Annotated in this window: 12 protein-coding genes; 8 read left to right on the forward strand and 4 right to left on the reverse strand. The window is 65.3% G+C overall.

Annotation, left to right across the window (positions count from 1 at the left end; all coding sequences use genetic code 11):
* The first annotated feature begins 46 nt into the window (after positions 1-46).
* From ORV05_RS07875 to ORV05_RS07885, 3 genes are all read left to right on the forward strand, one after another.
* Entirely contained in the window at positions 47-1,645 is a 1,599-nt protein-coding gene (locus ORV05_RS07875; protein ID WP_268757784.1) for a hypothetical protein, read from the forward strand.
* An 85-nt stretch (positions 1,646-1,730) separates the two neighbouring features.
* Positions 1,731-4,781 (forward strand): type I restriction endonuclease subunit R, encoded by a 3,051-nt coding sequence (locus ORV05_RS07880; protein WP_268757785.1) that lies wholly within the window; start codon positions 1,731-1,733, stop codon positions 4,779-4,781.
* A gap of 3 nt (positions 4,782-4,784) precedes the next feature.
* Positions 4,785-6,272 (forward strand): serine/threonine-protein kinase, encoded by a 1,488-nt coding sequence (locus ORV05_RS07885; protein WP_268757786.1) that lies wholly within the window; start codon positions 4,785-4,787, stop codon positions 6,270-6,272.
* Between the two features lie 214 nt (positions 6,273-6,486).
* On the opposite strand, the gene ORV05_RS07890 is transcribed toward ORV05_RS07885, so the two are convergent.
* Positions 6,487-7,968: a hypothetical protein gene (locus ORV05_RS07890; RefSeq protein WP_268757787.1), complete on the reverse strand. Its 1,482-nt coding sequence runs from the start codon at positions 7,966-7,968 to the stop codon at positions 6,487-6,489.
* Positions 7,969-8,042: 74 nt separating this feature from the next.
* Between ORV05_RS07890 and ORV05_RS07895 the strand changes: the two genes are divergently transcribed.
* The 5 genes from ORV05_RS07895 (at position 8,043) to ORV05_RS07910 (ending at position 11,194) form a co-directional block, all read left to right on the forward strand.
* Positions 8,043-8,366, forward strand: a complete 324-nt coding sequence (locus ORV05_RS07895; RefSeq protein WP_268757317.1) for a transposase — start codon at positions 8,043-8,045, stop codon at positions 8,364-8,366.
* 83 nt (positions 8,367-8,449) lie between these two features.
* On the forward strand, positions 8,450-9,280 hold the full coding sequence (locus ORV05_RS07900; RefSeq protein WP_268756100.1) for an IS3 family transposase: 831 nt from the start codon (positions 8,450-8,452) through the stop codon (positions 9,278-9,280).
* A gap of 232 nt (positions 9,281-9,512) precedes the next feature.
* Entirely contained in the window at positions 9,513-9,857 is a 345-nt protein-coding gene (locus ORV05_RS07905; protein ID WP_268757788.1) for a hypothetical protein, read from the forward strand.
* The gene (locus ORV05_RS36440) at positions 9,803-10,330 is read left to right on the forward strand and encodes an SUKH-3 domain-containing protein (protein WP_407652715.1); all 528 of its coding nucleotides are present in this window, start codon (positions 9,803-9,805) and stop codon (positions 10,328-10,330) included. Before ORV05_RS07905 ends, ORV05_RS36440 begins: the two co-directional genes overlap by 55 nt.
* A 67-nt stretch (positions 10,331-10,397) precedes the next feature.
* Positions 10,398-11,194 (forward strand): IS5 family transposase gene (locus ORV05_RS07910; protein WP_268759734.1). Its coding sequence is split into 2 segments (ribosomal slippage): positions 10,398-10,734 and positions 10,734-11,194, totalling 798 coding nucleotides; the frame shifts between segments, so codons are not numbered across the junction.
* Between the two features lie 108 nt (positions 11,195-11,302).
* Here the strand turns inward: ORV05_RS07910 and ORV05_RS07915 are convergent.
* The 3 genes from ORV05_RS07915 to ORV05_RS07925 form a co-directional block, all read right to left on the reverse strand.
* Positions 11,303-11,977, reverse strand: coding sequence for a hypothetical protein (locus ORV05_RS07915; RefSeq protein WP_268757789.1), 675 nt, complete (start codon positions 11,975-11,977; stop codon positions 11,303-11,305).
* Positions 11,978-12,077: 100 nt separating this feature from the next.
* Complete coding sequence (locus tag ORV05_RS07920; protein WP_407652717.1) at positions 12,078-12,191, reverse strand: thymidylate synthase; 114 nt, start codon at positions 12,189-12,191, stop codon at positions 12,078-12,080.
* Between the two features lie 42 nt (positions 12,192-12,233).
* Positions 12,234-13,493: an IS701 family transposase gene (locus tag ORV05_RS07925; protein WP_268757790.1), complete on the reverse strand. Its 1,260-nt coding sequence runs from the start codon at positions 13,491-13,493 to the stop codon at positions 12,234-12,236.
* Positions 13,494-13,535: the final 42 nt, after the last annotated feature.

The following is a 13,535-nucleotide window of genomic DNA, read 5'->3' on the forward strand; positions in this document are numbered from 1 at the left end:
CAGCGGCACCGGCGGCGGGATTGTCGAAGCGACCAAGGATGGTGGGATGAGCACTCTGTATCGGGCGATCTGGTCGGATTCCGCCGAAACAAATCGCCGAGGGGCCGTGCTGCTGGCGCGGGACCGCGTTTCGGCCTGGGTGCACGAAAGCGATGAAGCTCCGAAACTGCCGGACGGGGAAGCCGTCGTGGGTCAGCGGGAGATCACTGTCCGGACCCTCGACCACGAGACGCATTACGGGTTCGAGTTCGTGGCGGTGGACGCGAAGGGCCACGGCGGTCCGAACGAGGCGACGTGGAAGACCGAAATCCGCGTCTTAGCCACAGACGATGCCATCCACACCTGGGTCGAAAACGGCATGGAGACCAAGAGCTTCAGCTACCGCCCGTCGGTAGGACGGCCACGAGTAGTCGACGATCTCCTCGCGCTGCCTGGAAATCATCGCCTCGGCACCCCGGTGCTCACCGGGGTGCAGCCGCTGCACGGCAACGAGGCCGAGGTGCTCGTGGAACTGCTCCGCAACCCCGCCAGGCAGTTGCCTTTCATCGTCGTGTCCGAGGGAGGGCGCGCCGAGGGGCAATGGCAGCGTTGGGCGGCGAAGATCGCGACGCGGGTCCACGGAGTCGCGAACGTGATCACCCTGGACAGTTCGGCGGTCACAACCTTCCGCGAGCAGCTTGGCGACCTGGCGGTGTGGGGTGGCGGAATCCGCACCTACGTTCCCGCACCCCTCGACTCGCCGCAGGACGGCTGGCACCACCGCTATGTGCAGGGCAAACAACTGCTCGAAGCCGAGCAGCGGATGATCGACCGCATCGTCTACGGCGTCACCCAACTCTCGACCCGGCGGCACATCCCGCAGGTGTTCCGGGTTTTCGAGCGGCCGGACCGGACGATCGCCGCCTCCGAGTTGTCCCGCATCGAGGAGGACTGGGCGGAGCGGCTCGAACTCGAATACGCCGAACGGAACCAGGTCGAACAGGACCTCGCCCACGCACTCGGGCACACGGATCGCCTCCAGCGCGAAGTGGAACGTCTTGAGGCGAAACTGAGTTGGCTCCAGCGGCAACTGACCGACCAAGGCAACGGCGGGCTTTTCTGGTCAGCGCCTGATGCACAGTCCCGACCTGAGCTGCCGGAGAAAGTTGCCGACGTCTCGGAAGCGGTCCTCGCCGCGCAAGCGTATCTATCCGAGGATATCGAAATACCGGAGTCCGCTGCTCGCGAACTCGACGAGATCGACACCGCGCCGAAGGCGTCGGCATGGGGAAACACGACTTGGCGTGGCCTGCGAGCGCTTGCTGCGTACGCCAAAGCCCGACGAACGGGCTTTAACGGCGATTTCTGGATCTGGTGTCAAAGTGGCGAGCCGCTGGCCTGGCCCGCGACCTCCAAGGCGTTGGCCATGAAGGAATCCGAGAGCGTCATGAACAGCGAGAAGCTACGGAAATGGCGCCGTTTACCGGTAAGCGCTGACCTGGACCCGAGCGGCGAAATCGAAATGGAATCCCACCTGAAGGTCAGCGAAGGTGGTGGCCCGCTCGCGCCGCGGGTGTACTTCTACGACGACACCGGTGGCAAAACGGGCAAAGTGCACGTCGGGCTCGTCGGCCCGCACTACCTCGTCCCGAACACGAAGGCATGAGGCTCGCCCGTAACAACACCCTGCTCGGCAGCGACGGTTCGGCGGACTGACAGTGACAGCAGTGACAGCGAAGGAGCGAAGGGCGATGGCCGTCCACACCGAGCAGGCGTTCGAGGACGCCATCGAAGCGTCCCTGATCGCGGCCGGCTGGCACCGCGGGCAGCGGGACGGGTACGACCGCGAGCTGGGGATCGACACCGACCAGTTGTTCACGTTCATCGGAGCCACCCAGAGCGATGTCTGGGAGCAGCTACGCGCCTACTACGGCGACGACAGCGCCGAGGCCCAGCGGAGCTTCGCTCGCCATGTCGCCAAGGAGATCGACAAGCGCGGAGCGGTCGACGTGCTGCGGCACGGAGTGCGTGACCGCGGGCACCTGATCCGACTCGCCTACTTCCGTCCCGCCCACACCCTCGCCGACGACGCCCTAGTCCGCTACGAGCAGAACCGCCTGTCGGTCACCCGCCAGCTCGCCTACTCCGACACCGAGCGCGGCAAGGAACTCGACCTCGCCCTGTTCATCAACGGCATCCCGGTCGCCACGGCCGAGTTGAAGAACCCGCTCACCGGCCAGTCCGTGGAACACGCGAAGGAGCAGTACCGGCGCGACCGCGACCCGCGGGAACTCCTGTTTGCCAAGCGGGCGCTGGTGCACTTCGCGGTCGACCCCGACCTGGTCTTCCTCACCACCCGCCTGGCGGGGGACAAGACTCGGTTCCTGCCGTTCAACACCGGCTCCGAAGGACCCGGCGAAGACGGCGGAGCGGGCAACCCGCCTGCCCAGCCCGGTCGCTACCGCACCTCCTACCTGTGGGAAGAGGTCTGGCAGCCGGAGGCGTGGCTGGACATCATCCGTCGCTTCGTGCACCTGGAGGAAGGGCAGCCGCAGCGCGGCGGCCGGCGTCCCGGTCCCCACGACCGGAGCCTGATCTTCCCCCGCTACCACCAGTGGCACGCGGTCCGCAGCCTGGTCAGCCATGCCGCCGACCACGGCTCCGGGCACAACTACCTCGTTCAGCACTCCGCCGGGTCCGGCAAGTCCAACACGATCGCCTGGCTCGCCCACCGGCTGTCCAATCTGCACTCCGCCGAGAACGAGCAGGTCTTCGACAAGGTCATCGTGATCACCGACCGGTCCGTGCTCGACCGGCAGTTGCAGGACACCATCTACCAGTTCGAACACCGGGCCGGGGTGGTCACCAGGATCAGCGACAAGGGCGAAGGTTCCAAGTCTGAGCAGGTCAGCGCCGCGCTGGCGGGCGAAACCACCAAGATCCTCATCGTCACCCTGCAGACCTTCCCGTATGTGCTGGAGAAGGTCGACGGCCTGAGGGGGAAACGGTTCGCGATCATCGTCGACGAGGCGCACTCGTCACAGTCCGGAGAATCCGCCGCGGCGCTCAAGCGCGTGCTGACCAAGCTTGGCAGTGACGACATCGACGAGGACAGCGACCCGCTCACCGCCGCCGCCCTCGCACGCGGCCGTCACGGAACCCTGTCCTACTTCGCCTTCACTGCAACGCCGAAGCCGAAAACCCTGGAACTGTTCGGTGAGCGCGTCGGCGAAACGATGCGCCCCTTCCACATCTACTCCATGTGGCAGGCCATCGAAGAAGGTTTCATCCTCGATGTGCTGCGCAACTACGTCACGTACAAGACCTACTGGCGTCTCACGGGCGGCGACGACGGCCGTGAAGTGGACGAGCGCAAGGCCAGCGCCGCGCTGGCCCGGTTCGCGGAGCTGAGCCCCACCAGCCTCCAGCAGCGAGCCGAAATCATCGTGGAGCACTTCATCAAGCACACCCGCGACCGGCTCGGCGGACGGGCCAAGGCGATGGTGGTGACCCGCTCCCGGGAACACGCGGTCAAGCTGTACCGCAAATTGCGATCCTATGTGGACATGCGTGGCTACCGGGACTGCGGGGTGCTCGTCGCGTTCTCCGGTGAGCTCAAGGTGGACAACCTCGACGCCGACACGGTTACCGAGTCCGCGCTGAACGGGATCAGTGAGGCGGCGTTGCCGAAGGCCTTCGCCTACACCCGGGCGGATGACGAAAACGCGGCGGCCAACCCGAAACCCGAGTACCGCATCCTCGTCGTGGCGGAGAAGTACCAGACCGGGTTCGACCAGCCGCTGCTGACCACGATGTATGTCGACAAGCCGCTCAAGAGCGTCGCCGCGGTGCAGACCCTGTCGCGGCTCAACCGCACGCATCCGAGAAAGGGACAGGACGACCTGTTCGTGCTCGACTTCGCCAACGACGCCGAGGACATCCAGAAGGCGTTCAAACCCTTCTTCGAAGCGACGATCACCGCACCGACCGACCCGAACCTCATCTACGACGCCCAGCGCGCGGTGATGGACCACCAGCTCCTCGTCGAGTCGGAGATGGAGGCGTTCGCCGCCGAATACGAACGGGCCCAGCAGTTCGCCGGTGACCAGGCGAAATGGGACCGCGCACACGCCGAGCTCTACCGGCTCACCGACCCCGCACGCGACCGGTTCGCGCAGCTCCTCGAAGAAGACACCGAGCGGGCCGAGGAGTTCCGGTCGGCGCTGCGCGACTACGTGCGCAAGTACGGCTTCCTCGCCCAGGTCGTCGGGTTCACCGACCGTTCCCTCGAGAGGCTCTACGTCTACGGGAAGATCCTCATCCCGCGGCTCAACCGGCGGCAGGACCCCGGCATCGACCTCGGCCAGGTCGACCTCACCCACCTTCGGATCGGGAAGACCGGTGAGCACGATCTGGCCCTGACGGCCGAAGGCGAGCAGATGCTGCCCGGCTTCACTGGTGACGGCACGGGCGGGCAGCGCGAGCGTCCGCGCACCTCACTGGCCGAGTTGATTGCCGAACTCAACGAGCGGTTCGGCAGTAACCTCGGCGAAGGCGACATCGTGCAAGGCTCGGCCGAAGCGGCGATGGCCGAGCCTCAGGTGCGGGCCGCCGCCTTCGCCAACGACGAGGAGAACTTCGGGCACGTCTTCGACGAGGTGTTCGAAGACAAGCTCTACGAGCGCATCGAGAACGACACCAAGGCGGTGCAGAAGTTCGCCGACGATCCCGAGTTCAATTCGGCGCTCAAGAGCATCGCTCGCCGCTACGCCTACGAGTCGCTCCGCCGGGACGTGGCCTGATCCATGGGAGCGCGACGGACGCTGGCCGAGCGGTATGAGCTGACCTCGCCGATCGGCCGTGGCGGGATGGGCGAGGTCTGGTCGGGCTTCGACAAAAGGCTCGACCGGCCCGTCGCCGTGAAACTGCTGCGGTCCGACGCGCTTCCGCCCCGTTCGGATCGCGGCAACATGGTGAAGCGCTTTCTGCGCGAGGCCCGGCTTACCGCACGGGTCGAGCACCCCGGCGTGCCCGCCGTGTTCGACGCCGGAACCGACGGCGACGAACTGTATCTGGTGATGCAACTCGTCCCCGGCATCGACCTGATCGACTTCCTCGCACAGCACCAGCCGATGCCGATGGGCTGGGCGATGGCCGCGGCGGCGCAGATCGCTTCGATCCTCGCCGCGGCGCACGCCGTTTCCCTGGTGCACCGGGACCTCAAACCGAGCAACGTCATGATCAAGCCCGAGGGTAGCGTCACCGTGCTCGACTTCGGCGTCGCCACCCTGCTCGAAGCGGACCTGACCCGCCTCACCGCGACCGGCGAGGCCATCGGCAGCCCTGCCTACATGTCACCGGAACAGGTGCGCGGTGGTGTGCCCAGCCCGCGAAGCGATCTGTACGCACTCGGCTGCATCCTGCACGAACTCCTCGCCGGTGCCCGGCCCTTCACTGCCGAAGGCACCTATCCGGCCATGCGACAGCACGTCGAGGAACCGCCGCCGCCGCTACGGTCTCTACGGCCGGACATACCGACGGAAATCGAAGCGCTCGTGCTCCAACTCCTCGCCAAGGAGCCGGAGAACCGGCCGGCAGATGCGCAGGAAGTCTACGAACGGCTGTTGCCTTTCCTCCCGCGGCCGGAACCTGCCGATTCTGCTGATGAGACGACACCGGGGCCCGATCCCACACGGCCCTACCGGTACCCGCTCGCGCCGCGTCGACGTGCGGTTACGCCACGAACTCAGCAAGCCGGTGTCCCCGCAGCCAACCTGGCCGACATCGCCAGTGCTCGCGACGAAGCAGCCGACCTGGCAGAGGCGGGCCGGTTCACGCAGGCTGCGGAACTGCTGGAGAACCTGCTGGGACAGGCCGGTGAGCATCGTGGTGCGAGGCTTCAACTGGCGAACACGTTGCTGCTCGGCGGCGACTATGCCCGGGCTCTTCCGCACTATGAACGGCTGGTCGCAGAGATAGGTCCGGAGCGCGCCGACGATGACCCCGACGTCCTGCACTGGCGCACGCAGATCGCCATCTGCCATGCCGCGCTTGGTCAAGCACCGGAGGCGCTGGCGCATCTGGAACCGGTGTTGGCCATCCGGATGCGCCAGTCCGACGCCGCCGAGGACGAGGTGGTTGAACTGCGTATCCAGGCGGCAACGTTGCGTGCGTCGGCAGGCGACGTGCGCGGCGCGGCAGCGGATGTACGGGCGATCATCACCGACCTTGACCCGAGAGACCCGCGAGTTCCCGCGTTGCGTGCAGTGCTGGCGCGCTTCGCGCAGAGATGATCTCGGTGGACGACCGCGGCTAGGCGGGCTCCTTATCCGCTCCTCCAGCCGGGCGATGCCAGTGCGGCCTCTCAACTGGTTGCGCTGGATGGGCACGCACGCCGGTGCGGGCCAAGAAGCAACAGGGTTGTCATGCGGTATACAACTGCGTGTGGGCGACAGCATCAAGCATTTTCGGGTAATGAGGCCCAGGGGCATACTTCTGACCTAGCGGTCATGTCCCTATGACGGGTGGTGCGATCTTGTTGCCCTGCTCGTCGGTCTCGATGTTGAGACCGTAGGTCTCGTTCGGGTTGCCGTCCACGACGTAGCCGGGGCGTTTGCGTTCCTTGTCCTCCTCGGACTTCTTGCCGCCAGCGGCGCCGGGCATGCCGTTGACCCCGGTCTTTCCAGCTTTTCCCGCGGCGCCCGCGCGTGTCGCCTCCGCTGCGGCTTTCGCGCTTGGTTCGGCCGCCCCGGACCGTTTACCGGACCCGGGGTTTTCCTCCGCGGCACCATTGGGGGTTCGACCGGTTGCCCGTCCGGACGAGTTGCCTGAGCCACCACTGCCTCGGCTCGAACCGCCGCGCTCACTGTCGTTACCTGAACCGGCATCCCGGCCCGGTGGAATCAGCCCGACCCCGACACTCGGCCCTGGGCCGGACGTGGGAGTGTGGGACCGGAGCCACCCCCCGTCGGTCCCGGGACCGGGGACGGAACCCCAGCTCGGGCTGGAGCCGGTCGTCGTAGCGCCGCCCTGCACCGGAGCGGTCGGGGCAGAACCAGCACCGCCTGCGATGTTTGGAGTGGGGCCAGCACCGGCTGCCGGTGACGACACGCCTGCGCTTGCCGCGGTGGTCCGCCCGACGTCCGGAACCGTCACTGACTCGACACTGCCTCCGACGACTGGGCCGGGTGTTGTCCCGGTCGGTGCCGTCGCCGTCGCAGCCCGTGGTGGAGGAGGGGGTGCTGTGTACATGGGTTGGGTCGATGCGGTGCTGTAGAGCGTCTGGTCGCGTGCTGTCAGTACCGCCGCGGCCTGTTGCTGGGCTTGGAACTGGAGCGTCGCTTGATTCTGGGCGTCCTTCAGGGTCGCGATCCCGTCCATGAAGTTGCCATTGTGGAACTGCTGCCGCGCGAGGTCCATTGATTGAGCGACGGATCGTCCCGCGGGTTCGGGCATGCTGTTCTGCGCGTTCGCAACCGCCGCGGAGGTCTGCGAGTACCGGTTGGCGGTCAGGAAGGCGGCGTCGCCCGCCGTGTCAGACCACCTCGCGAGACCACCGAGATACTGAAAAGCAGCTTCGGCGCCGGCGCCTTGCCAGCCCGCTTGTTCCTTGGTTACGGCCTGCTGCAGTGTAGTGGACATGTGCTTGAAGGCGTTGCCCAGTTTGTTGATGACCAGGCCTTTTTCGTCCACGTCTTGAGCGCTCACGCCATCGTGCACCATCGAGATCATCTGCTCATGCGGCATGGACCTGTAGAACACATCCGATGGGTCCATACCTGGCCGGTAGCCGGTGCCCTCAGCGGCCAGTTTCGCCTCGTACATCTGGCGGGACTTGATCGAATACTTGCCCGCCACCGTGGTCGGGTCCTGCCAGTCGGGGTCCAGCCACGGGTTCTTCTTGGCGTTGGCGCCGGAGACCCCCGCATAGACCTCGGCCTCGTACAGGCGCGGTGTGTACCCATCCGATCCGTTGTCCGGCTGCGTCATCGGCGACTGAGGTTCACCCCGGGTAGTGGACACCGAGTTAGCAGGACCAGTGGTCCTGTTGAAAGGATGTCCTCATGCCTCCTCACAAGCGCCGTTCGTACACGGCCGAGTACAAGGTCGAGGCTGCTCACCGTGTGATCGATTCCGGCCGTACGATCTCCGAGGTCGCTCGCGAGCTGGGAATCGACGCGGGCATGTTGAGTGTCTGGGTCAAAGACGAACGACGCCGGATCACCGCGGCCGAGGTCCACGGGGACAAACCCCTGGAGGCCGCCGAGCGGGCCGAGTTGCTGCGCCTGCGCGGGCAGGTGGCCGAGCTGGAGAAGGACAACGCGTTCCTGGTAAAAGCCTCGGCGTACTTTGCCGCGATGCAGAAGAACCGGCCCGGTTCGCTCTGATGGCCAAGTACGCCGGCCCCGACGAGTTCGCCGCCGCCGCCACCACCGCTTCGCCGCCGAACGCCCGGTTCTCGGTCCGCCGCATGGCGCGACTGCTGGGCGTGTCGACGTCGGGCTACTACGCCCACGTCAAGCGTGTTGCGGCAACGGTGCTTACACCGCGGCAGCAACGCCGAGCCGACCTGGAGGTGAAGATCACCCAGGCGCACACAGAGTCGCGTGGAACCTACGGGTCGCCGCGGATCACTGCCGAACTGCGTGACCAAGGCGAGGTGGTCACCGCGAAGACCGTCGCCAAGATCATGGCCTCGATCGGGCTCGAGGGCATCAGCCCGCGCACGTTCAAGGTGAAGACGACGGTGGTCGATCCGACCGCGTCGTTCCCGCCGGATCTGGTCGACCGGCACTTCGACCGGGACCGGCCCGACGCGGTCTGGCTCACCGACATCACGTATCTGACGTGTGGTGAGGGCGAGATGTTCCTGTGCGCGATCCGGGACGGACATTCCCGGAAAGTGTTGGGCTACAGCGTGTCCGAACACATCGGTGCCGCGATGGTCACCGATGCCATCGATGCCGCAGTGGCCGCCCGTGGCGCCAGATGTCGTGGCACCATCCTGCATTCCGACCGCGGCGGGGAATACACGGCGCACCTGACAGCCGCAGCGTGTTTCCGGCACGGGCTGCGCCGGTCGATGGGCGCGACCGGGATCTGCTGGGACAACAGCCCGGCGGAATCGTTCTGGTCGACGTTCAAACACGAGCACTACTACCGGCACACGTACGCCACGAAGACAGAACTCGTTGCCGCGATTGACAAATGGATCAGTTTCTACAACAGTACACGGCGGCACTCCGCGATCGGGATGATCAGCCCCGACAACTTCGAGCAATCACTCCGAACGGCTGCCTGAACCCTTGTAAGCCCCTGTCCACCACTCGGGGTGAACCTCAACCGGCACCGCCACCGTCACCCAGGTCACGCCTTACCACACCACCGAAACCACCTACGACCTCACCATCACCGACCTCCACACGTACTATGTCCTCGCAGGCAGCACACCAGTCCTGGTCCACAACTGTGGGACCGGGGATATGGGTGCCGTTGCCCGTGCGGCTGCAAAGGCCGCGCCTGAGGATGCGACGATGACCTCGGTCGCTCGGATCAAGGGCATGGACATGATGGAGGTTGGTTATTCTGGCCACTCATCGAAGCCTGCTTACCTGGAACCTGAGATTCAAGAAGCCGCTCAGGACGGCGGACAAATGTTCGAAGGCGATGCGGCAAACTGCGCGGAGATGCGCGCGTGCAATGCACTATTTGCCAATCATGCCGCGGAGTTTGAGCATCAAATTGGACGTCCGTTGGAACTCGGCGACATCGAATTTCTTACAGTTAGGAGCGACACTGGCGGAGCTCAAGCTGCCTGCATCTCGTGTCAGAGCGCGCTCGTGAGACGTGGTGCCACGGACCTTTCGGTCGGAGGTTGAAATTGAAGATCACGGTTAGTGGCAGAGGTCGTCTCCTGCTCGAGAGAGCTGGATGGATCCCAGGCCGTCAGATTGATGTCTCTCAGGTCGTCGCAAACTTGCAGGAAGTCGGATTTGAGGTATCAGATGCGGCGCATGCGTTCCTAGAGATGTTTTGGAAACTCCGTATTGAGCACCCGCCAAGTGTTGTCCTGGATGATGCTGAGATATTCTGCTGGACTGAGTTTGATCCGATGCTGGTTTGCACCGAACGAAGCGCTAGAATCGCCCGCCGTTGTGCTGGCGTGGCGGGAGAATCGCTTTGTCCGCTAGGGATCGATGGGTTTCATTTGACCATCTATTTGTCCCCTGCCGGAAGATACCTTGCAGGAATGGATTCGGTGGTCTACAGGTACGCTGAAGGTGTTGACGAGTTCTTTGCGAAGTTGGCTGATGGGCGCAGGCCGCAACCTATAGGGGAATGGCTTTTATAGAGTAAGAGCGTGTCTCACTTGGATCTTGGTTGAGGAACTGGCAAGATCACAACCTGTAGTGGACGAGTTGTCGCGGCGGCTGGTGCCCGACGAGTTGTGGGCGCTGGTCGAACCGCTGATCCCGCCGGGAAAGACACGCCCTCAGGGTGGTGGGATGTCGCGAGTGGACGATCGAGCGGTGTTCACCGCGATCGTGTTCGTGCTGACCAGCGGGTGTGCCTGGCGGCATCTACCGCCCAGCTTCGGGGTCACTGTGCCGACGGCGCATCGCCGGTTCTCCGAGTGGACGGCTGCTGGACTGTGGCGCGATGTGCACCGGGCGGTGCTGGACGAACTGGGCAGCCAAGGCATGATCGACTGGTCCCGCGCGGTCCTCGACGGAGCCTCCGTCAGGGCCAAAAAAGGGGCGGGCTGACCGGACCGAGCCCGGTCGACCGGGGCAAACCCGGCTCCAAGATCCATGCCCTGTCCGACCGCGCCGGTTTGCCCCTGACCGTCGCCATCTCCGCGGCCAACACCCACGACAGCCACGCACTCAAACCCCTCGTCAACGCCATCCCCGCAATCCGCTCCCACCGCGGACCACGCTGCCGCAAACCGGCCAAGCTGCACGCCGACAAGGCCTACGACATCCCCGCCCTGCGCGCCTGGCTCCGCCAGCGAAGGATCGCCCCGCGCATCGCCCGCAAGGGCATCGAATCCGCCGAGAAACTCGGCAAACACCGCTGGGTCATCGAACGCACGATCGCCTGGCTGACCGGCTACCGACGCCTGACTATCCGCTACGAACGCAAACCCACCCACTACCTCGCCTTCCTCACCCTCGGCGCCACCATCACCTGCTACAAAAAACTCACCAAATGAGACACGCTCTTAGTCCGCGCACCAGCTCGATCGCCCTTCCTCGAGCTTTGGCTCGTGTGCAGTTGCCTGCTCGAGGATTTCGGAGTTCCTTGATCAAGTAGGTGCCTGTCAGGTGGTGGCCCCGAGTTGTTGGCGACGATGTGCACCCGTGGGTGTGAAGACGAACTCGTCGATGAACCGGTCACCGGGGTGGCGTGCGGCCAGCAGCAGCGGCTCGGGGTGATCGGGTGGCCAGGTGCTGGCGGCCCCCGGCTCGGTCCCGTTCCAGAAGTGAAGGAAGATCAGCGGCTGGTCGGGATGCGTTGTGCCGTAGCCGAGTGTCTTGGGATAGAGCGGGTTGTTACTCCCGATCACTATCGACGGTGGTCCGAATTCGGCGAGCGTGCCGCTCAACGTCTGGTTGCGTGAGCACCACGCGTCGACGGTGCGGCGGATGTGGTCGTGTTCGGCGCGTTGCAGTGATCGGTCCAAGAGCAGCCAGGCGTTGCGGTGGGCGATCTCGGCGAAGACGGATGCCATGACGTCCTCTGCCTTGGCTCCGAGGGCGTGGTGGACCGCGCCGGTTACCCCGGTGGAGACCGAAGCGCCCCGGTCCCGGAGCGCAGCTAGTTCCTGATGCCAGTCCTGCTCACGATTGTCGACAAATGTCAGGGCGTCGAGATAGAGACGCAGCGTCTGTTCTCCACCGAACGCGCCTGGTCGGCGGATCGCGGAGTTTAACTGGCCCAACAGGTAGTGATGGACTTCCGTGACCGTTCGCCGTAGCTTGGGGTCGCTCGTCATGGCCTGCCTCCCGGGGTCGGACTGACGATGTTCAGACATACGTGACGGAGCGGAGGTGCACCTTCTTCGTGGTGATCAGAGGGAAGCCGTCGGACAGCCGTTAGCGCAACTGGTGACCGAAGATCGACCGCGTGCTCGTACCGGTGCGGTCCTCCTCGCAGGCGCCCGTGTCCAGCACGTGGCGGAGCAGGTCTTCGTACTGCATGTCCAGCATGCCTGCGAGCGTAGCTAGTACTCCAGTCGTAGATCGTGATGGTCATGGTTCTCGGGTGGATTGTCGCTGGTAGTGGGCTTGGCGGGCTCGGTTTTGGTGGTGTCTGCGCCAGTGTGAGAAGCGGATCCGATGCGCGGTGTTGGTGGTCGGGGTGATGGCGATGGTGGCGAAGAGGTGCTGGACTTCGTTGCAGGTTAAGGGAATCCAGCCAGGCGATGCTGTTTCTCGGGCACGTTCGGTCGCGGCGACGATGGTGAGGAAGGCGTGGGCGAGCATGGCCAGGATGGTCCAGCGATGCCAGGAGGTCCAGCGACGGACTTGGTGCTGATCCAGGCCGGCCAGACCTTTGCCGGTTTGGAAAGATTCCTCGACACGCCAGCGGGTTCCGGCCACGCGCACCAGAACGGGCAGCGCCACCAGGTCGGGTGCGTAGTAGCGGTAGAACGCCAGTTCTTTCGTGCGCCGGTTGCGCCGGATCAGCAGCCAGCGATGCCCGGCCACGTCAGCGCCGGGATCGATATCGGCCAGGGCCCAGTCGTAGAAGCGATGTCCTTTCGCCCCAGCTCCAGCCGACAGGCGTTGCCACACATGGCGGGGCAGCCGCGCGGCCACCTCGTCCGCGCGCAGCGGCCCGACCCCGGTGGTGACGCGGCGATCACATCCGATGGCAAGCACATAGCCGACACCGCGCCCCTCCAACTCCGCCCGAAGCCGGGGATCGGCGCCATAGACCTCGTCACCGGTCACCCACGGCGCCGGGACTCCGGCGTCGAGAGCACGGCTGATCATGGTACTGGCCAGTGCGGGTTTGGTCGCGAACCCGACCTCGGCAGGGACCCCGGCCGCGGCACAGCGATCCCGGTCGCCGGTCCAGGATTTCGGCAGATACAGGGCCCGGTCGATCAACGCGTGCCCCGCCGTTGTCGCATAGGTCAAGTACACGGCGACCTGGGAGTTCTCGATGCGTCCGGCGGTTCCGGTGTATTGGCGTTGCACCCCGACGGTGCGGGTGCCTTTCTTCAAGTCTCCGGTCTCGTCCACGATCAGGACCGCGTCCCGGTCGCCGAGGTGCTCGCAGACGTAGTCCCGCAGGTCATCACGCACCGCCTCGGCATCCCATACCGCCCGGGCCAGCAGGTGCTGCAGCCCGTCCGGTGTCGCGTCCCCGACATACTCGGCAATGGTCCAGCAGTTCTTCCGCGGCAGTCCAGACACCAGGCCCAGCAACAACTTCTCCGCCCGGCGACGGGGCTCGACCCGGCTGAAACGACCCGCGATCCGCCCCGTCAGCTCATCGAACATCGCCCGCCACCGGGCAGGGTTTATGCTGGGGCCCGCGGCCGC

Origin of the sequence: Amycolatopsis cynarae (assembly GCF_026802195.1) — a bacterium.
In the GTDB taxonomy this organism is placed as follows: domain Bacteria; phylum Actinomycetota; class Actinomycetes; order Mycobacteriales; family Pseudonocardiaceae; genus Amycolatopsis_E; species Amycolatopsis_E rhizosphaerae.

What these genes read in the sequence shown, in the direction of transcription:
- ORV05_RS07875 (WP_268757784.1), top strand. Translation starts at nt 47, where the DNA reads ATGAGCACTCTGTATCGGGCGATCTGGTCGGATTCCGCCGAAACAAAT.
- ORV05_RS07880 (WP_268757785.1), top strand. Translation starts at nt 1,731, where the DNA reads ATGGCCGTCCACACCGAGCAGGCGTTCGAGGACGCCATCGAAGCGTCC.
- ORV05_RS07885 (WP_268757786.1), top strand. Translation starts at nt 4,785, where the DNA reads ATGGGAGCGCGACGGACGCTGGCCGAGCGGTATGAGCTGACCTCGCCG.
- ORV05_RS07890 (WP_268757787.1), bottom strand. Translation starts at nt 7,968, where the DNA reads ATGACGCAGCCGGACAACGGATCGGATGGGTACACACCGCGCCTGTAC.
- ORV05_RS07895 (WP_268757317.1), top strand. Translation starts at nt 8,043, where the DNA reads ATGCCTCCTCACAAGCGCCGTTCGTACACGGCCGAGTACAAGGTCGAG.
- ORV05_RS07900 (WP_268756100.1), top strand. Translation starts at nt 8,450, where the DNA reads ATGGCGCGACTGCTGGGCGTGTCGACGTCGGGCTACTACGCCCACGTC.
- ORV05_RS07905 (WP_268757788.1), top strand. Translation starts at nt 9,513, where the DNA reads ATGACCTCGGTCGCTCGGATCAAGGGCATGGACATGATGGAGGTTGGT.
- ORV05_RS07915 (WP_268757789.1), bottom strand. Translation starts at nt 11,977, where the DNA reads ATGACGAGCGACCCCAAGCTACGGCGAACGGTCACGGAAGTCCATCAC.
- ORV05_RS07920 (WP_407652717.1), bottom strand. Translation starts at nt 12,191, where the DNA reads ATGCTGGACATGCAGTACGAAGACCTGCTCCGCCACGTGCTGGACACG.
- ORV05_RS07925 (WP_268757790.1), bottom strand. Translation starts at nt 13,493, where the DNA reads ATGTTCGATGAGCTGACGGGGCGGATCGCGGGTCGTTTCAGCCGGGTC.